Origin of the sequence: Acinetobacter sp. YH12208, assembly GCF_013418055.1 — a bacterium.
In the GTDB taxonomy this organism is placed as follows: Bacteria; Pseudomonadota; Gammaproteobacteria; order Pseudomonadales; family Moraxellaceae; genus Acinetobacter; species Acinetobacter pseudolwoffii.
The window spans coordinates 92,432-111,263 of record NZ_VPCT01000002.1 but is presented as its reverse complement, the minus strand read 5'-3'; the positions used below and the strand labels follow the sequence as shown (position 1 = coordinate 111,263).

The following is an 18,832-nucleotide window of genomic DNA, read 5'->3' as shown; positions in this document are numbered from 1 at the left end:
AAAGCTATCTTAAATAAAGGCGCTATAGCGCCTTTATTTTTATTCAATGTTTTCGTCTTTGACTGGTCACCGTACAGCCAATTGAAGCACTAATAATCGTGGCCAGTGCCAGCCATTGTGTCCACAATAAAGTTTCACCCAAGAAGATAAAACCAGAGAGTGCTGCGATTGCAGGTTCTAGACTCATCAAAGTACCAAAACTCAAGGCGGTTAAATTTCGCAGGGCAATCATTTCCAGGGTAAAAGGCAGGGCGCTGGCCAGCACAGCCAGAGCTATGAAATATAACAGGCTGATGGGTTCAAATGTATGCGCAGGAATGCCAGCAAAAAGCGCAATTGGCATCAGCACCAGCATCCCGACCAACATGCCCAAGCACACGGTATGGTTGCCGGAAACCCCGGAAGGCTTTTGCCCAGCGACGATGTATAGCGCCCAACAGGCACCCGCACTTAGGGCAAATAGAATCCCGACCGGATCAAGTGGCTGTGCAGCCTGATCAAAGGGAAACAGCAGAATCAGGCCTAAAATAGCCAATCCGACCCAGACAAAATCAAATTTTTGCCGCGCATAAAACAGCGCCACACTTAAAGGGCCAATGAATTCAAAAGCAACCGCAATGCCCAGCGGTAAGCGATCAATAGACAGATAAAACAGCAGGTTCATACCTGCCAGGGCCAGACCATAACTGAGAATGGCCGGCCACTTGATCTGTCTGAAATGAATTTGCCAAATTTTAAAAATCAATGCCAAAATTACAGCACCCAAAAGCAGACGCATGGCTGAAACGGTCAGAATGGGAAACTGACCGAACAGATATTTGGCAAAGGAGCCACTGCTTTGCATACTGATCATCGCGATCAGGAGAATCAGTGGCGCTTGTACAATAGGTGCAATTTTAAAATTCAGCATAACTTAATAGGTTTCGATTTCTCGAAGAGCGGAAGAACAGTAAAGGCTGAAAAATAAAAACCTTAAAAAACAAAAAACCACAGCCCGAAAGCTGTGGTTTTTGCATATCGTTAAATTAGAACAGTACGCGTACGCGGATTGTTCCTTCAACTTCATGTAGGGTATCGAGTGCTTCTTTAGATGCAGTCGCGTCTACGTCCATCACCAGGTAACCGACATCACCTTTGGTCATTAAAGACTGGCCAGAGATGTTAATACCGTGTTCAGCAAACAGGTTGTTGATCTTAGAAAGAACGCCCGGCATGTTTTTATGAATGTGCAGTAAACGGTGTTTACCTTCAGTCAATGGCAGTGCAATTTCCGGGAAGTTCACTGCAGATAAAGTCATACCTTTATCTGAATAAGCAACGAATTTCTCAGCAACTTCCAGACCGATGTTGGCTTGTGCCTCCATGGTCGAACCACCCACGTGCGGAGTCAGGATCACGTTTGGAAGGTTACGCAGTGGAGAAACGAATTCTTCACCATTGGCTTTCGGCTCTTTCGGGAATACGTCTACTGCAGCACCAGCAATGTGACCAGACTTGATCGCATCTGCCAGATCTTCAATCACAACACATGTACCACGTGCTGCGTTCAGGAAGATTGCACCTTCTTTCATTTGCGCAAACTGTTCTTTGCCAAAGAAATTACGGGTAGATGGCAGATCCGGAACATGTAGAGTAACCACATCTGCATTGGCCAGTAATTCGCCCATAGAACCGACTTGACGTGCATTTCCTAAAGGTAGTTTTGTCACTGCATCATAATAGGTCACTTTCATGCCCAGGCTTTCAGCCAGTACAGAAAGTTGTGAACCGATTGAACCGTAACCAACGATACCTAAAGTTTTACCACGTGTTTCGAATGAACCCACAGCCGATTTGTTCCAGCCACCTGCATGTGTATCTGTTGATTTTTCAGGTACACGGCGCAGAAGCAGAATCGTTTCTGCCAAGACCAGTTCAGCCACTGAACGGGTATTTGAATACGGTGCATTAAATACCGGAATACCGCGACGCATTGCAGCATCGAGGTTAACCTGATTGGTACCGATACAGAAACAACCCACAGCAATCAGTTTGTTCGCAGCTTCAAATACTTCTTCAGTCAATTGAGTACGGGAACGAATACCGACGAAGTGTGCATCTTTAATCGCTTCTTTCAGTGCTTCGCCTTCGAGCGCTGTTTTACGATAATCGATGTTGGTATATCCAGCTGCATTCAATGTGTCGATTGCGTTCTGATGAACGCCTTCTAACAGTAGAAAACGGATTTTATCTTTAGGTAGAGATAGATGTTGGCTCATTACGGCTCCGCTACAAAGGCCAAATTTAGTCGCGGTATAATAGCACAGGAAAAGGGCGGTTATACATTTCCTTGATGACGGCAATATCAGCTATTTTTGCAAGTGATAGTAGTGAAAATGATAAATCTGGTTGATTTAAATATTCATTTTCAAAGGTATATTATCAAAATTGTCATTTTTTAAAGGAATCCCCTAAAAATAGCTTATAATATTGCGCCATGCTGTTTAAGCTGCCATTTTTGGTGCTTTAATCATCATGTTTCGCCTGATTTGTATACAGGCTTTTATGCCTAAAAAATATGCAAATAAACCAGCGAAGTCTCTCTTGTTTAAATCATGCTAGGTCTGCAAACGATGAATGCTCCAGTCGCTTTAACCCCTGAGTTATTGACCCAATTGACGGCAATTTTGGGTGAAAACCGTATTAAAACCGATACGGACAGCCTCCAGAATTGGGGTCGTGATCATACGAAACACTTTGATCCAAACCCATCGGTCATCGTTTTTCCTTCGACGACTGAACAGGTTCAAGACATCGTAAAATTGGCAAACCAGTTTAATGTTGCAGTCACCCCATCAGGCGGTCGTACGGGTCTGTCTGCAGGTGCAGTTGCAGCCAATGGCGAGATTGTGGTGAGCATGGACAAGATGAACCAGATTCTGGAATTCTTCCCGGCAGACCGGATGGTTCGCGTGCAGGCAGGCGTGGTGACTGAACAGTTGCAAAACTATGCTTCCGATCAGGGTATGTATTATCCTGTTGACTTTGCTTCTGCGGGCTCAAGCCAGATTGGCGGGAACATCGGCACCAATGCCGGTGGTATTAAAGTCATTAAATACGGCATGACCCGTAACTGGGTACTTGGCCTGACCGTGGTGACAGGTAAAGGTGATGTACTACGCCTGAACAAGGGCATGATCAAGAATGCAACCGGTTATGCGCTGCAACACTTATTCATTGGTGGTGAAGGTACACTGGGGCTAGTCACAGAAGCTGAAATCAAGTTGGAACGTCAACCGCAAGACCTGCAAGTGATGGTGCTGGGTGTCACTGATTTTGATGCAGTCATGCCCGTGCTTCATGCATTCCAGGCGAAAATTGATTTAACCGCATTTGAGTTCTTTGGTGAACTGGCAATGCAAAAAGTATTGGCCAATGGTCATGTACAACGTCCATTTGAAACTGAATGTCCATTTTATGTTTTGCTTGAGTTTGAAGCGCCGTTTGAGCCGATTATGGACAAGGCGATGGAAATTTTTGAGCATTGTATGGAACAAGGTTGGGTACTGGACGGCGTTCTGAGCCAAAGTCTGGACCAAGTCGAAAGCTTATGGCGTTTACGCGAAGACATCTCTGAGTCAATCGCACCGTTTATTCCATACAAAAATGATATTTCAGTATTGATCACGCACGTTCCTGCATTTATTAAAGAAATTGATGCAATTGTTGCAGAGAACTATCCAGACTTTGAAATTTGCTGGTTCGGTCATATCGGTGACGGTAACTTGCATTTGAACATCTTGAAACCAGCGGATTTAAGCAAGGATGAATTCTTCGCTAAATGTCAGGTAGTAAACAAGTATGTCTTTGACACCGTGAAAAAATATGATGGTTCAATTTCAGCCGAACATGGCGTAGGGATGACCAAGAAGCCATACCTTGAATATTCACGTTCTGCGGAAGAAATTGAATATATGAAAGCCCTGAAACAAGTGTTCGATCCAAATGGCATTATGAACCCGGGTAAATTATTTGATCTTTAATCTGATCGGATTTTAAAAGTTTACAAAAGCGCATCGCAAGTTGCGCTTTTTTTATCAAATGAAGCGTAAAACTCTGTCCTTCAGAGCAGAGATATAAGCGACACGACATAAGATGTCGTTTTAAGAATTGCCCCACATAGGGTATAGAGAAAAAATTGTTAATATAACCACATGAAAACACTTAAATTACGCATAAAAGACAAACATTGCAAGGTGCTAGATCAATTAGCATCTGAGGTGAACTTTGTTTGGAATTATGTCAATGATTTAGGGTTTAAGCATCTAAAAAGAAAAGGTGAATTTCTATCAGCTTATGATGTTGCCAAATACACCAAAGGCGCATCGAAAGAATGCAATCTACATAGCCAAACCATTCAGGCTGTTACAGAAGAATTAATCACTCGAAGAAAACAGTTCAAGAAAGCAAAGCTGAAATGGCGTGTGAGCAATAAGAAATCAGCGAGAAGATCACTTGGTTGGATTCCTTTCAAGAAAGTAGCAATCAAATACGCTGATGGATATGTTCAGTACGGCAAGCATCAATTCAAGTTATGGGATAGTTACGGATTAAGTAAATACAGCGTGAGAACAGGCTCATTCGTTGAGGATAGTCGTGGACGGTGGTATGTATGCCTTGTAGTGGATTCATCTAAGCAAAATAAACCTACTGCAACTAAAGCGATTGGTATTGATCTAGGTTTAAAAGACGTTGCCACCTGTTCTGATGGTACTGTAATTTCAAATCCTAAGTTCTATCGGAAATATGAACAGAAATTAGGTATTGCTCAACGAGCCAAGAATAAAAAACGTGTACGTGCATTACACGCTAAAATTGCCAATTGTCGTAAAGATCATTTGCATAAGGCAAGCACCATGCTTGTGAGAGAAAATGCACTGATTGTTGTTGGCGATCTGAGCGCGGGTAAACTTGTAAAAACTAAAATGGCAAAATCTGTTTTAGATACAGGTTTTTCAGCATTCAAAACAATGCTCAAGTATAAATGCGAGAACGCAGGGGCAATGTTTGAAGAAGTAAGTGAGAGATTCACAACCTGAGAAACATTGTTTCGCAAGGTTCGTGCTGTGGTGAGATCACTTCTAGCAGTCCGAAAGGTAGAGCAGATTTGCGAATAAGAGTATGGGAGTGTGAATGCGGAAGTTCCAATAACAGGGACGAAAACGCAGCTAAGAACATACTTGCGCTTGGGCATAAGCGTCTAGTAGTAGGAATCACCTCCGTTTCAGGGAGGTGAGGATGTCAATGCTGTGTAAATGGGGTTACATAGTCTAAATAGCGTTAAGCTGAAAAGCGCGGCATGATAAATTTGTATAATAAGGATAATCTGGGTTAAACGATATGTTACGGTTATTAGCGGTTACAGCTTTAGGTCTGGGTATGATGATGTCGGGTTGTACCACTACCCAGCAGGTGATTGCAAAAGTGCAGTCTTCTTCGGATACACCTTTGGATCAGGTACTTAAAATGAGGCCTGATTTACGTAATGAACTGGCAACAGTCGAGATTCGTCAGTTTTTTAATAATGTGGAGTCACCCACCGTTGGGCAGGTGAAAGTGACTGAAACAGGTTTGTTGGATGATTCGGTCAAATCAGTTCAGACCATTTATCATTTCAAAAAAGAACAGAAAAGCTGGAAAATGCAGAATGCTGAAAAGTTATATCAGTGTGCACGTGGTTCAAATACCAGAAACTTCCAGAAAGCAGCCTGCCCATAATAGTGTTTGATCTTTAGTCAGAATTTGGTTAAAAGCGTATCTTAGTGATGCGCTTTTTGCTTTTGGGAAGAGGGGGGAGTTGATGGACTCAAATATATTAGCCGCTACAATTGGCGTGATTGGAGGATTTTTAGCTTCACTCTTATTATTCTATCTAAATAGGTTTTATACCAATTACGATAAAAGAAAATCAGAAAAAATCCTACGAGAAAAATTATTGTATCGTGAGAAAGATAGTGAATTAGAGGCAGATCAAAATTTTATTTTTTCTTTACCTGACTTGAAAAGAGGTGTATTTAAACTGTCATATCAATTGGGATAGCGAAATTGCTCTTAATATGATGAAAGGTAATGAAGACTTAATCTGGTTTTTAAGATTCTGTTGGCTGAGCTTAGTAAAATTTTTTCCTCAAGACCATTTTTCAACAGAAGGACATGTTAATTATATTGATAAATTTATCATGGATAGGGCTAACTATCATTACTCTAGATTAGACTGTAGTGACCCATTAAAAAGTGGAAGTATTTCAAAAATAAAGTTAGGATCTTCGATAGCAAAAGATATTGATCAACTAATTATAGACTTAGTAGAACAAATTCTTCATTTTGAAAATCCTAGAAAAGAAAAATGGTTTCAAGAGTGGAACTCAGTAGAGTCTATTTGATTTTTATAAATTATTAGAATATAGATGAATAATGTATCCTCCATTGATTTGTTTTGAGTAGGTCATTAAAAAAGAGAACGGACTTAAAAACAGGACTCTGCTAAAATTTCCTCTTTCTATTTTAGACAAAGTTTAGCCTGCTTAAACGAGCAGGGTGACAATAAAAACTCCCATGCAAAACATCCAAACCCAAAAACTGACCCGTGCCACACTCATGTTCCCGCTGGCACTGGTTCTGTTTGAATTTTCCGTCTATATCTGTAATGACCTGATCCAACCAGCCATGCTATCGATTACCCGTGATTTTGGGGTAAGCAGTTCATGGGCGCCATCCTCCATGTCCTTTTTCCTGTTAGGTGGGGCATTTGTTGCAGCGATCCTGGGGCCATTATCCGATCGTCTTGGACGTAAAACCGTGCTCTTGGGCGGCGTGGCATTTTTCACAATTAGCTGTCTGGCAATTTTACTAACACCCAATATCGAAAGCTTTTTATTCCTGCGTTTCTTACAAGGCTTTGGACTGTCCTTTATTACCGCCGTAGGTTATGCCGCCATTCAGGAAAGCTTCGAAGAGCGCGATGCCATTAAAGTCATGGCACTCATGGCCAATGTTTCTTTACTGGCGCCATTGCTCGGGCCGGTACTGGGTGCCTTTATGATTGATCATATTTCCTGGCATTGGGGCTTTATCGGCATTGCATTTCTGTCATTTTTAAGCTGGTTTGGCCTGAAAGCCAAAATGCCAAACCTGAAAGTCAGTGTTCCGAAGCAGCCGTTTAGCTATATTCTGGATGACTTTAAACAGGTTTTAAAAAATAAACGCTTTGTGATTATGACCGCGGCACTACCTTTGGTCAGCCTGCCGTTGATGTTATAGATTGCCTTATCGCCTGTAATTCTGGTCGAGAAATTTGGATTCAGTAGCGTGCAATATGGTCTGGCACAGTTTCCGGTCTTGGGCGGCTTGATTATCGGTAATCTGGTTTTGCTAAAAATCATCGACAAAATGCCGCTGGGGAAAACTGTACTCTTGGGTGTGCCATTGATGCTGTTTGGTACAGGCTTATTAATACTCGGTCTGTTTATTCCAGACTATTTTGTACATTGCCTGATTATCGGCACCACCTGTATCAGCCTTGGTGAAGGCGTAAGTTTCTCGGTGCTGTACCGTTTTGCACTGATGTCTTCTGAAGTGTCCAAAGGTACGGTGGCTGCTACGGTTTCGATTATCCTGATGCTGAGCTTTTTCGTGGTGATTGAAGCAGTTCGAATGGCTTATGAAGCCTATGATATTTGGGCCTATTGCATCGCATCTTTCATTTTGATTGCATTGTGGTTTACTTTGCCGCGTCTGAGCTTAAAGCAGATTATTTCTGAGCGGAAGGTGAGAGGGGAGTTTTAAAGCTCCTCCTTTTATAAAGGAAGGCTATACCCTCTCTCTAACTCTCTCCCAGAGGGGGAGAGGATTTTAATATCTATTGAAGCTCAGCGACGGGCTGCTCTAGTTTCTTTAATTTCAGATCAAACAAAAATGGCCCAAATGGCAAAATTGAAGCGATCAGGCCCATCAAAAACATGCTGAGCGACCATTTTTGCTTTTCACAGACCGCAAATAACACCACTAAAAACAGTACAAATAGTACGCCATGGCCCATACCAACATATTTCACTAAAATCGGATTATCCATCATGTATTTCACGGGCATCGCGATAAATAAAAGTAGCAGAAATGAAATCCCTTCAAACAAACCGACCAGACGTAAAGTTTTGATGTTCATAAGACATACTGATTTAATTAAATTAACCCTGAGTGTACCCAATATAAATTGAAGATTAAATCTTAAAAATAAAAATATATTCAATATTTATAATGAGTTATAACCGAGTAAAGCAGTTGGTTATGGAGTTTCACGATACTATTATTGATGGCATAACTGCAAAAAAACTTTAAGTTTTCCGACAATAAACTGATCTATTTCAAGAGTAAAAAAGTTATTTAGATACCAACTCTAAAGAAAATTTCATGAAAAAAGACGAGCAGATAGCCCGTCTTTTTCTTTTTATATCTACACTAATCTGTTTAGATCACACCACATGCAATGCGGTCGCCACCACCACCTAATGGTAAGGGGTTGTCAGAATAGTTGTCGCCGCCGGCATGAACCATAATGGCACGACCCTGAAGATCTGCCAGTTTCAAACGTGGTGCAAGCAGGGTGACACGGGCAGTACCGTCAGTATTGACTTTTAATGCAGGCAAATCACCGAGGTGACCGGTCACCGGCGTACCATGATTGGGTGACTGGTTCGGATTGTAATGACTACCGGCAGCCAGTGCTGCACCCATCTTGCCATCTTTCATGGCGGGTGCACATGAACCATTTTCGTGAATATGGAAACCTCGCTCACCGGCAGGGAGCTGTTTCAGGTTGGTACGTATCACCAGACCGGCTGGACTGTCACTGAGTAATACGGTGCCAATCTCTTGACCTATCCCCTCAGCGGTTACTGCATTTACAGTCACGGCTCTGACCAGTTCATTCGATGGAGAAGTCGAGGCGCAACCTGTGAAAAGTGCAGCACTGAGCGCACAAAGTGTCGTAATTTTAAACAATGAAGACATGGTATTGGCATCCTGATCTTTATTCTGTTTTGTAAATCTATTGAAACAGAGCAAGATCAGAAGCTCTATATAGAATCAGTACTTAAATGTTTTGTTTTGTTTAAGTCGATTCAATCTGTGCTTTAAGGTGCTTTGGGCGGTGTGTCCTCGGTCTGCGGATCGATGTCATGTGCCATGGTGGCTTTAGGCATCATTAAGGGTTCATTCAAATTACTTTCATGTAACCATTCACGCCAAATTGCCAGCAAGACTGCAAGAATCACTGGACCAATGAAGACGCCGACCAGACCAAAACTGGCAATACCGCCCAGAACACCAAACATAATCAACAGGAATGGAATTTGTGTTGCGCCAGAAATCACCAGTGGACGAATTACGTTGTCGGCCGTGCTGACAATACAGACACCCCAAGCCATCACCCCAATCGCCTCAATCGTCTGTCCCTGTGAAAAGAGCCACAGTGATACTGCGCTATAAGCCACCGGTGGGCCAAAAGGAATCAGAGCGAAAATAAAGGTCACAATGGTCAAGACCATCGGATTTGGCACACCCGCGACAAAATAACTCAGACCTGCCAATAAAGACTGGGCAATTGCAGTCAAACCAACGCCATAGACCACCGCACGTGTAGTGGCAGAAATGGTAGAAAAATAATGATGTACACGTGGCCCGACCACCATCTCAAAAGCTTTACGCACCTGATTTAAAATGGTCTGACCATCACGGTAGAAAAAGAACAGCGAAAGTATCGCAAAACACAATTTAAAGATATTTTTACTGACTTCATTCAATACCACTTTGCCGTAATTCAGATGACCTTGAATCCAGCTCGAGATCGATAGCGCGATACTGTTTGGATCGGTATTGATTTCATTTAAAGTTCGGCTAATTTCCTTGCCGACAATCGGAAGGCCACGAATAAAATCCGGTACATCCAGATGACCGGAAAAGACCTGTCGCTGCAATTCAAAATACAGATTACGACCTTCATGCTGCAACATAAAAATGGCGAAGATAAATGGCAGACCAAACACCAGAATCACGGCCAGAATCATCACGGTTGCACTCAGCGTTGGCCGATTGCCGCACATGCGTAACACCGACTGATACAAGGGCCAAGTCATATAGGCGATAATCGCTGCCCAAACTACAGGGATGATGAAATATTTGAGTATATGAAAACTCAAAAAAATCAGGATAAAGAACAATCCAAATAATAAGACTTTTTGTAATGTAGGCGCGTACTGTTGCACTGAATTTAATGGCTCATTTTTTAGGTCGTGTTCAGGCATATTAACTGAAAAAAAAGCGATCGAAAATGACGGCTTGGTAAGTAGCGTGATTATTTTCCCAAAGCAGTGTTAGGATTCAGCGGACTGGCTTAAAACCACTGACTGGGATCATCGATAATGGCATTCAGCACCGGTTGCCATTGATCCTGTAATTCCCGATAGATTTTTTGAGGTTTATCAAAGACTGACAGACCTTCCATAGCCAGACGGCTATAAGGTGCACGTTCTGAAATCCAGGCCACCGGCTGCTGGTCGATCTTATCAAAAAACTGCTGTATGTCCTGATTACTGGCTGCATTCGGTTTGGTACGGTTGGCCAACAGTAAAATTTCAACCTTGCCTTTACGAATCCGCTTAATGTCCTGCAAATGCTTGAGAAAACGGCGGGTCGAATCAATATCAAAAAATGAAGGCTGGATCGGAATAATAATCGCATGCGCTTCACTGATCAGCTGCTCGGCATGATCTTCAGTCAACGCTCCCGGTGCATCAATGATCAGATATTCAATCTGCTTCGGTGCATCACCAATGGATTTGTGATTGCGCCAGTCCAGACTTTGAATCGGCATGGCCTGTTCCGGACGTTGCTTGAGCCATTGCAATGCCGATTTCTGGTTATCGGCATCGGCCAGCGCCACCTTATAACCTTTTTGTGCGAGTGCTGACGCTAAACTAATAGCTGTCATGGTTTTGCCACAACCGCCTTTCTGATTCGCAACTAAAATTGTTTTCATGACTCAAGGTGATTTTATTCTGTTCCTGCCTAGCATATCATTCTTTTCAAGCGTACCAATGGCTGATGTTTTCAACTTCAGTCGAATGTTACGCTGAAAAAATAAAGTAAATTAGGAAGATTGAATGTCCATATGGATGGCCATGCTGATTGGCGCATGTATCGGGGTGGTACTGACCACCATTATTTTAAGTCAGACACGCAATGGACGCATCAAGGCTGAATATGAGCAGTATATTGCCGAGCTGGAACTAGAACATCAGCAGGCATTGATCGCAGCACAAAAACGCAGTGTCAATACCAGCCGTGCAGTCCTGAAAGGCAAAATGGCGGAACAGCTCGCACCGATCATGCCGGAATTTCAATATCTGCCCAGTGATGCCAAGTTTCTGGGCGATCCTGTCGATTATGTGGTCTTTGATGGCTATACCGATTTCAGAGACGGCGAAGGCGAAGCAGAGGATATTGAAGTGGTATTGATTGATATCAAAAGTGGCGGAGCGCGTCTGACTAAAGGCCAGCAAGCGATTGCCCGTGCAGTTCAGGAAGGGCGGGTGCGTTTTGAAACCATCCGGATTGATTTCGATGATTGAGCACGACCAAGGAAAGAATAAGAAATTATGCAGAAATTACTGATCACTGCGCTGCTGTTTATGCTTGGACTGTGGGTCTGGAATGAGTTTTTTCGTGCGATCCCACATCTGGAAGAACGAGGTGTCTTAAAAAACTTTTCGGTAGAGCCGATTCAGCCCATTTCAGCTACATTTACTGTGCATGATAAACGTTTCGTTAAACCGAATCGTCGTGTCTTGCATCAGGCCAGCCCTATGGTTGGACATTTTAATGATCTGGCCTATGTCAGTAATATCGATGTGCTGTTGCTCAGTCAGTCACTGCCAGTCATGCAGGCAACATTAGCATTTGATAAAGCAAAACGCTGTTATCAAATCGAGGAACAAATCAGCCAGGCTGAAGCTGAATTTCTCAACACGCATGTCCAACATTTTAGTCTGATCGCTGCCAACGAGAAAATTGCCAATCAGATTCGCAGGCTAAAATCAGGGCAGAAGATTACACTCAGCGGTGATCTGGTCACAGTACATTCAGGAAGCACGGGACAGGAATTTCAGATGGGTACAGGCTCGGAATATCATGCCCATTGTCAGTTGCTGCGTGTGACTCAGTTGCAGCAACATTAACGGCAAAACGAAAATAAATTAGCCTTGCGGTTTACGCAGTCGAGCCAGCAGCATACGCTGGCCAATCTTCGGAATCCCTGCGGCATTGATATAATTCAATTCTTCAATTTCAAAACCAGTTTCCAGTAAGGCAGTTTCAATATCCCGGTTTAAATGACAGCCATCTGCGACTTTCTTCTGAATCGGGGTGAGTAAATGCTGCAGGCGCTGGATATTTAAATTTTGTCGATTCAGCACATGTTCGACCACATGCAAGTGACCGCCCGGTTGTAGCACACGATAAATCTCACGCAGACTTTGGCCGAGGTCAGCAATACTACACAGCGTCCAGGTCGAGATCACATGTTCTAGACTATGTTCTGCAAAAGGCAATGCTTCTGCGCTGGCCTGAATATGTTCAACCTGAAAAGCAGCCTGCTGGATGCGCGGTTCTGCCAGCTTGAAAATGGCCGGATTGGGTTCTACGGCATAGACCAGATCTACTTCTTGATAGAAAGGCAGATTCAGCCCTGTACCAAAACCAATTTCCAGTACTTCACCAGAAATGTTCAAAAGCAATTCACGGCGTAAATCCATCAAGGACGGCGTTTGCATCACCTGATTTAAAAGGTGCGGAAAGATGTGTTGTTGATAAAGTTGATACAGCATTTGGGTTGTTTTAATTTAATCTGAATGTATTTTAGCTTAACTGAAAAATACAATATTCGGGAATGCCCAAGCTGACTAAATACACCCAGTTTGTTACCAAGTTCAACTGTTTATTCATTAAAAAATACGTAAGATCAAGGAAGATATCCTTAAAACGTTTGATCAACTCGATTAGGATTAGATTAAAAATGATGTTCAAACACTTTAAACATTATGCTTTGTTGGCCGGTTTGTTGCTGCCTATTTCCAGCTATAGCTCGGTCGATCACAATATTGCCAAAGGTTTGCCACCTGTGGTCAAAGGACAGTCGATTTCCGTCTTGCAGCCTTTTAAAGGTGATTTCCGTATTTTGGGTTCCAAAGTCTATAGCGCTGATCCGCAGGCCAAATTCTCTCCGATTGATTATGCGGTGAGTTGGGGCCTGTTTGCTGAACCTGAAATTGCCCGACATATTAGTGTCAATCAATATGACCGTTATCTGAACTGGAAAATGGATCGGGTGCCCGTGCCGGTAGAACAAGCCAAGCAGATGGTGTCCAATATGCATATCATTCCGGCCAATCCTGAAATTGCCAAGGCCATTAAAAAGGTAAAACGTGGCGATCTGGTGCGTATGCAGGGTGAGCTGGTTGAAGTGCGTGATAAAGATCTGGTCTGGACTTCTTCATTGACCCCGACGGATACCGGTGATGGCGCCTGTGAGGTATTCCGTGTCAGTTCAATTCAGTGGATTGAACAGGTTGGGAAAAGCTAAATTAAAATTTGCTATTTAGATGCCTATAAAAAACCGCTCTTATGAGCGGTTTTTTATACTGATAAACTGCTTATTTAGCAGTTAAAGCCTGACCTTCAAATGCAATGCCATCCCAGCCATTTTGCATAAACTGGCGGATATTCTGATGATCGCTGGCTTGAGGCGTCGCTTGTACAGCTGCATAGTGCTCGGCAAACAGGCTTAAGGTTTGGGCCTGATCCAGCCCATTGAGTCGTGCAAAGGCAAAAACTTTGGCGCTGCCTTGGTTTTCAGTGGTTGCATTGCTCTGCTGGCCATTTTTAAATGCAGTCGGGGTATGGGTATAACGCGTTTCGATATAGGCAATCACATCTGCAAATTTTGCCTCACCTGCGGCCAATTGTGCCAATAAATCTTGTGCCATACTGTTTTCCCTTTGCAATCAATAAAAATTCGATGCGATGAATATAGCAATTTTCTTGCGAAGTTCCATGGTATTTAATAGGTTTTCAGTTCAAGATAATCATGAAAATGATTCATAATTAATTTGAAATTTCGGATCAAATCAACTGGATCAATAAATAGAATAGGAACGTATATGGGCTGGCTTTGGGTGGCAATCGGCGGGGCAGTGGGTGCCAGTTTACGGTATGCAGCAGGGCTCTGGTTGCTAAAACCACAGATGCAATTTCCTTGGCCGACGTGGTGGGTCAATATTCTGGGCTGCTTATGTGCAGGGATCTTTTTTGCCTGTAGCCAAAAATATCCAATGCTGCAACAGGAAGCACGTCTGTTTTTAATGGTGGGGATACTGGGCGGATTTACCACATTTTCCAGTTTTGGTCTGGAAAGCTTTCAGCTTTTGAAACATGGCGCTGTAGGTTTAGCTCTATTGTATGCGCTGTCGAGTGTAATTGTTGGAATTATCGTTCTGGCGCTGGGTTTTTACTTGACTTCACTGGCTTTGGCTCAAAGCTGAAACAGACATAAAAAAGTCAGGAAACTGGAGGTTATTTCCTGACATAAACCACGATTTGAAGATCAAGATAATCGACGGTTTTTAGTTTTAGCCACGTTTAAAGCGGCCAAAACGTTTATTAAAGCTTGCCACGCGACCTTCATTGCTGGTTTGACGCTGCTCGCCAGTATAGAAGGGATGAGAAGCACTTGAAATATCAAGCGTGACATAAGGATATGTTTTACCTTCATATTCTTTAGTCTGGCTAGAGTTCATTGTGCTGCCAATCACAAAATAAGTATTGGCATTGGTATCATGGAATAACACTTCACGATACGCTGGATGAATATCTGGACGCATATATAATTCCCTTATGATTCTTAATGAAATGTTATAATATAACATTTGGTATTTCAAGTCATTTAGAGTTACAGCGTGTAAGCCTTTGGGGTCAAAATTAACCTCGACTCGGCACCAGTTCTTCAAATACATCACTCAGATCATCATGAACTTTTAAATGAATCAGGTTCCAGTATTGTCCTGAAATTGTCCGGTTCACCATGAGCGTATCTGGAGATGGCTTAAACACATCCCAATATTTTAGAGAAGGTTTGAGCAACTCCATGCCATCATGATGGGCCGAGTTTTCAGCAAAATCATAATGGGTGACCAGTGGACGCATCAGAACTTCCAGCCATTGTTCATACAATTCAGTCGGGAATTTTCCGGTTTCAGTCAAGGAATGCAGCGCATCTAACTGTTGCTCGATCACGGGAATATTCTTCTCGCGTGCGGCATGAATAAGTTCCCGGAAATGCCCAATCACTTCAGTCGAAAGAGTCTTAACGCCACCATAATCATAAACAATCACAGAGCCATCTTCACGAAAGGCAAAGTTGCCCGGATGCGGGTCACAGTGAAAGCGTTTCAGATAAAAAATTTCCTGACCAATCGCACGCAGCAGACGGCGCCCTAAGGCATTGCGGGTTTCCTGTGGCCAGGTGCTGGCGGTTTCAATACTTTCTCCCATTTCCTGACTCAAGGTTAGAATATGCCGTGAAGAATATTCATGAAAAACCTGTGGAATCACAATTTTATGATCCAGGGATTCATGGAAGGCGCGGGCAACTTCCAGGTTCTGGGCTTCAATTTCATAGTTGAGCTCATTGTCCAGACTATGCTGGATTTCTTTAAATAACTGATCCTGAAGTTTACGGTCAATCTTTAAAACGCCCATCATGCGTAGCGCCAGACGTACCTGTTTCAGGTCACTTTCACAGGCTTCATCGACACCCGGATACTGTACCTTGACCACCACTTGCTGGCCATTGGGTAAAGTGGCTTTATGTACCTGACCAATCGATGCTGCGGCAAAAGGTTGTTCATCAAACTGTTGAAATAATTGCTGTAAAGGTTTACCGAGTTCCTTTTCAATTTGCGCCTGAATGTCCTTAAATGGCATGGGCGGTGCCTGACGTTGCAATTTGGCAATGGCTTTGGCAACTTCGGGTGGAAAAATATCTTTATATTGCGAGGCGATCTGACCAACTTTCATGACCGCGCCTTTCATTTCTCCCAAGGTATCCGCGATTTGTATACCAATATCCTGAAATAATTTGCTGCGCGCAGTATTTTTTTGCTCTTCGTCGGCAGTTAAATTTTTAATTGAATTGGATAGGGTTTTACCTGCAATACTTGCGGTCATTCCGGCAAGTTTCATAAAGCGACGACCGGGTGTGCTAGCCGTTTTTGCCATGCGAGATTCCTTGAAACCAACAATTATTTGATGTATTTGATCATAGGTGACAAAGATTCAATTGCCTAGATTTAATTGTAGAGGTTGTGTTGTGATTTTCTTTAACTTCTCCATCTTTGGTGCATGATCTTTGATTTATCAGAAGATTTTTCTTCATCTCCTGTACTTAAACCAAAACAAGATTCCTGAATACATCATTGTTTTAGGTCAGGCTGCATAATCATACTAAAGGTTGTTTTAGTCCCAAAAGTATAAATAAAACAACTCGCAGTAATGAAGAAAATTCAATGAAAGTCTATCGATATTTTACTGCTCAAGATGATGTGTATTTTTGTGTGCGTATCACTTAAACCTTAAATACAGGACCTAAGTTAGATGATTCACCCACCATGCGCTTTAATGGCACGGAGGTGGTTGTAGAGCCGCTGCTGATCAAAGATGTGATAGACGAATCAGAGATTTCCAAAGCATTAAAAAATGCGCTGGATCCTGAATCGCAGCGCATTTTCCAGCTTGAATTAATCGGCTGAACGCATTGAGTGGTCGAGACTTAAACGTTTATTGTTGTCATATAAACGAGCTAATAAAAGTACACAGGCCACACTCAGACCCACAATCAGGCCAACCCAGACACCGGCTGCGCCCATGTCGGTAAAGCGGGACAAATACACCCCGACCGGGAAGGCAATCACCCAGTAAGCCAGCATGGTGATCCACATAGGGCCTTTGGTGTCCTGCATCCCACGCAGACAACCTGCTGCACTGATCTGCCAGCCATCCATTAGTTGATAAGCAATCGCAAACAGAATCAGATAGACCGCGATTTGGGTCACGATCATATCCGAGGTGTAGAGCGCCACGATTTCATTACGGAACACCCAAAGCAAAATCATGGTCAGGATTGCCAGAATAGTGGCCGTAATCAGGCCGAGATATTGCACTTTACGCATTGCCTGCCAGTTCTGTTCGCCATAATAGGTGCCGACCCGAATGGTCAGGGCAATCGCCAGTGACATTGGAATCATAAACAGCTGTGAGGTCACTGAAATGGCAATCTGATGCGCAGCAACAATGGTTTCTCCCAAAGGGCTGAGCACGATCGCCGCAGTACTAAAAATACTGACCTCAAAGAAAATCGCCAGTCCGATCGGCAGACCAAGCTGCAAGATGCGTTTCATCCATTCCGGGTTGATTTTTTCCCAATGAGTAAACGGCTGGGTGCGTTGATAGGCTTTATTCTTAAAAATATACAGTGCCAGAGTAATGACCATTAACCACTGTAAAATTGCCGTAGCAAAACCACAGCCGGCACTACCCAAGGCTGGAACAGGGCCAATTCCATACATAAATACATAGTTCAGTGGAACCAGCAATACCAGTGCCAATAGGCTGATGACGGTCACCGGGCGTGGATGACCAATCGCTTCTGAATAGCCACGTAAGGCGGCATACATAGTCACTGCCGGCATACCAAAACCAATTGCATGCAGGAATAAACCGGCTTTAGGCTGCAAGCTTTCCGGTACACCTAAGATTGGTAAAGTCGCTGGCAACAGCTGCAAAATCAGGCCAGCAATAATCCCCAGAATCAGGGCCACCCAAAGTGACTGACGGGCAATGGTGGCAATTTTTTCAGGGGTACGTGCGCCATTCGCTTCAGCCACCAAGGGTGTCGTGGCAATCATGATGCCGCTAAACAGCAGCATCACCGGAATCCACAGACCCACCCCGACTGCAATTGCTGCAAGATCGGTCGCAGACAGATGACCTGCCATAATGGTATCAATCAGGCCCAAACCTGCCTGGGAAAATTGGGTCACCAGAATAGGTAACATCAGATGAAACAGTTTTTTTAATTCAAAACCAAAGGTCGTAACCGGTGTAACATTCGACACAAAAATTACTCATCGTGATCATGTGCTTAAATAGAGGGGTTTAGCGTTGTAAAGTGAGAAGCACACCAATAAAAATTACTCCGCCGCCTAAAAGACGTTGCCAGTTAATCGGCATTTTTTCGTTGCCCAATAAACCCAGATGATCGACCAGCATCGACATGGCCATCTGACCAAAAATAATCAGGCCGCTAAGCACCAGAAAGCCAAGTTTGGGTGCTGCATAAATGCTCATGCTAATCGCGTAGACACCCACAATGCCCCCAAGCCATAAATACCAGGGAACATTCATTAATTCCTGTACACCGGGTTTGGGATTGGACTGAAAAAGTACAATCACAGCGAGCACTATTGTACCAATCAAAAAGGAAAAAAATGCAGCTTGCATAGGAGAATATAAATATTCTTTCAGTTGCGTGTTAATTGCGGTTTGAAGCGTCAGCAAAACACCAATTGCAAAGACTAAAGGAAGTAAAATAATCAGTTGAGAAGATATTTTCATAATTTTAACTGTCTAATTCTATTTGAGTTTTTAGATATAACCCGGTGATCATTTTAATTTTAGCAGTGTTGCT

Annotated in this window: 21 protein-coding genes and 2 pseudogenes; 11 read left to right on the top strand and 12 right to left on the bottom strand. The window is 43.1% G+C overall.

Annotated features, from left to right (window positions below; all coding sequences use genetic code 11):
• Positions 1–43: 43 nt before the first annotated feature.
• Together FTU95_RS03500 and serA are read right to left on the bottom strand one after the other, a co-directional pair.
• Positions 44–910 carry an EamA family transporter gene (locus FTU95_RS03500; RefSeq protein ID WP_100358171.1) on the bottom strand — a complete coding sequence of 289 codons (867 nt, stop codon included), beginning with the start codon at positions 908–910 and terminating at the stop codon, positions 44–46.
• 115 nt (positions 911–1,025) lie between these two features.
• Complete coding sequence (gene serA / locus FTU95_RS03495) at positions 1,026–2,258, bottom strand: phosphoglycerate dehydrogenase (RefSeq protein ID WP_005094251.1); 1,233 nt, start codon at positions 2,256–2,258, stop codon at positions 1,026–1,028.
• A gap of 354 nt (positions 2,259–2,612) precedes the next feature.
• Between serA and FTU95_RS03490 the strand changes: the two genes are divergently transcribed.
• The 6 genes and pseudogenes from FTU95_RS03490 to FTU95_RS03470 all read left to right on the top strand — a co-directional run bounded on the left by FTU95_RS03490 (position 2,613) and on the right by FTU95_RS03470 (position 7,824).
• Positions 2,613–4,022 carry an FAD-binding oxidoreductase gene (locus tag FTU95_RS03490; RefSeq protein ID WP_005094248.1) on the top strand — a complete coding sequence of 470 codons (1,410 nt, stop codon included), beginning with the start codon at positions 2,613–2,615 and terminating at the stop codon, positions 4,020–4,022.
• Positions 4,023–4,193: 171 nt separating this feature from the next.
• Positions 4,194–5,275: pseudogene (locus tag FTU95_RS03485) on the top strand (RNA-guided endonuclease InsQ/TnpB family protein).
• A 104-nt stretch (positions 5,276–5,379) separates the two neighbouring features.
• The gene (locus tag FTU95_RS03480) at positions 5,380–5,757 is read left to right on the top strand and encodes a hypothetical protein (protein ID WP_005094245.1); all 378 of its coding nucleotides are present in this window, start codon (positions 5,380–5,382) and stop codon (positions 5,755–5,757) included.
• 82 nt (positions 5,758–5,839) lie between these two features.
• Positions 5,840–6,079 carry a hypothetical protein gene (locus FTU95_RS14990; protein WP_005094237.1) on the top strand — a complete coding sequence of 80 codons (240 nt, stop codon included), beginning with the start codon at positions 5,840–5,842 and terminating at the stop codon, positions 6,077–6,079.
• Between the two features lie 16 nt (positions 6,080–6,095).
• Positions 6,096–6,422 carry a hypothetical protein gene (locus FTU95_RS14985; RefSeq protein ID WP_252721262.1) on the top strand — a complete coding sequence of 109 codons (327 nt, stop codon included), beginning with the start codon at positions 6,096–6,098 and terminating at the stop codon, positions 6,420–6,422.
• A 172-nt stretch (positions 6,423–6,594) separates the two neighbouring features.
• Positions 6,595–7,824: pseudogene (locus FTU95_RS03470) on the top strand (MFS transporter).
• 73 nt (positions 7,825–7,897) lie between these two features.
• Here the strand turns inward: FTU95_RS03470 and FTU95_RS03465 are convergent.
• From FTU95_RS03465 to FTU95_RS03450, 4 genes are all read right to left on the bottom strand, one after another.
• Complete coding sequence (locus tag FTU95_RS03465; RefSeq protein WP_005094233.1) at positions 7,898–8,200, bottom strand: DUF3817 domain-containing protein; 303 nt, start codon at positions 8,198–8,200, stop codon at positions 7,898–7,900.
• A 302-nt stretch (positions 8,201–8,502) separates the two neighbouring features.
• Positions 8,503–9,045 carry a superoxide dismutase family protein gene (gene sodC, locus FTU95_RS03460; protein ID WP_005168781.1) on the bottom strand — a complete coding sequence of 181 codons (543 nt, stop codon included), beginning with the start codon at positions 9,043–9,045 and terminating at the stop codon, positions 8,503–8,505.
• Between the two features lie 122 nt (positions 9,046–9,167).
• On the bottom strand, positions 9,168–10,298 hold the full coding sequence (locus tag FTU95_RS03455; RefSeq protein WP_370982120.1) for an AI-2E family transporter: 1,131 nt from the start codon (positions 10,296–10,298) through the stop codon (positions 9,168–9,170).
• A gap of 128 nt (positions 10,299–10,426) precedes the next feature.
• Positions 10,427–11,071 (bottom strand): ParA family protein, encoded by a 645-nt coding sequence (locus FTU95_RS03450; RefSeq protein ID WP_005094230.1) that lies wholly within the window; start codon positions 11,069–11,071, stop codon positions 10,427–10,429.
• A gap of 124 nt (positions 11,072–11,195) precedes the next feature.
• Between FTU95_RS03450 and FTU95_RS03445 the strand changes: the two genes are divergently transcribed.
• The gene (locus FTU95_RS03445) at positions 11,196–11,663 is read left to right on the top strand and encodes a Holliday junction resolvase-like protein (protein WP_180077538.1); all 468 of its coding nucleotides are present in this window, start codon (positions 11,196–11,198) and stop codon (positions 11,661–11,663) included.
• 27 nt (positions 11,664–11,690) lie between these two features.
• Complete coding sequence (locus tag FTU95_RS03440) at positions 11,691–12,269, top strand: hypothetical protein (RefSeq protein ID WP_180077537.1); 579 nt, start codon at positions 11,691–11,693, stop codon at positions 12,267–12,269.
• 18 nt (positions 12,270–12,287) lie between these two features.
• On the opposite strand, the gene FTU95_RS03435 is transcribed toward FTU95_RS03440, so the two are convergent.
• Positions 12,288–12,917 (bottom strand): class I SAM-dependent methyltransferase, encoded by a 630-nt coding sequence (locus tag FTU95_RS03435; protein ID WP_100357832.1) that lies wholly within the window; start codon positions 12,915–12,917, stop codon positions 12,288–12,290.
• Positions 12,918–13,108: 191 nt separating this feature from the next.
• On the opposite strand from FTU95_RS03435, the gene FTU95_RS03430 reads away from it, so the two are divergent.
• Positions 13,109–13,672, top strand: a complete 564-nt coding sequence (locus FTU95_RS03430; protein WP_034608360.1) for a hypothetical protein — start codon at positions 13,109–13,111, stop codon at positions 13,670–13,672.
• A gap of 70 nt (positions 13,673–13,742) precedes the next feature.
• Here the strand turns inward: FTU95_RS03430 and FTU95_RS03425 are convergent, their stop codons facing one another.
• A complete protein-coding gene (locus FTU95_RS03425; protein ID WP_180075512.1) occupies positions 13,743–14,075 on the bottom strand; it encodes a HopJ type III effector protein in 333 nt (110 codons plus the stop codon).
• A gap of 174 nt (positions 14,076–14,249) precedes the next feature.
• Between FTU95_RS03425 and crcB the strand changes: the two genes are divergently transcribed.
• Complete coding sequence (gene crcB / locus FTU95_RS03420) at positions 14,250–14,630, top strand: fluoride efflux transporter CrcB (protein WP_004281556.1); 381 nt, start codon at positions 14,250–14,252, stop codon at positions 14,628–14,630.
• A gap of 87 nt (positions 14,631–14,717) precedes the next feature.
• On the opposite strand, the gene FTU95_RS03415 is transcribed toward crcB, so the two are convergent.
• Entirely contained in the window at positions 14,718–14,969 is a 252-nt protein-coding gene (locus FTU95_RS03415) for a type B 50S ribosomal protein L31 (RefSeq protein WP_100329368.1), read from the bottom strand.
• A gap of 97 nt (positions 14,970–15,066) precedes the next feature.
• Positions 15,067–16,365, bottom strand: a complete 1,299-nt coding sequence (locus FTU95_RS03410) for an AarF/ABC1/UbiB kinase family protein (protein ID WP_005094220.1) — start codon at positions 16,363–16,365, stop codon at positions 15,067–15,069.
• A 389-nt stretch (positions 16,366–16,754) separates the two neighbouring features.
• Here FTU95_RS03410 and FTU95_RS15140 point away from each other — a divergent pair, with 389 nt between their 5' ends.
• On the top strand, positions 16,755–16,895 hold the full coding sequence (locus FTU95_RS15140; RefSeq protein ID WP_005094217.1) for a hypothetical protein: 141 nt from the start codon (positions 16,755–16,757) through the stop codon (positions 16,893–16,895).
• Here the strand turns inward: FTU95_RS15140 and FTU95_RS03400 are convergent.
• Positions 16,884–18,260, bottom strand: a complete 1,377-nt coding sequence (locus FTU95_RS03400; RefSeq protein ID WP_373688059.1) for an MATE family efflux transporter — start codon at positions 18,258–18,260, stop codon at positions 16,884–16,886. The two genes, FTU95_RS15140 and FTU95_RS03400, sit on opposite strands and share 12 nt — an antisense overlap.
• A 40-nt stretch (positions 18,261–18,300) precedes the next feature.
• Entirely contained in the window at positions 18,301–18,759 is a 459-nt protein-coding gene (locus FTU95_RS03395; protein ID WP_005094208.1) for a DMT family transporter, read from the bottom strand.
• Between the last annotated feature and the right edge of the window lie 73 nt (positions 18,760–18,832).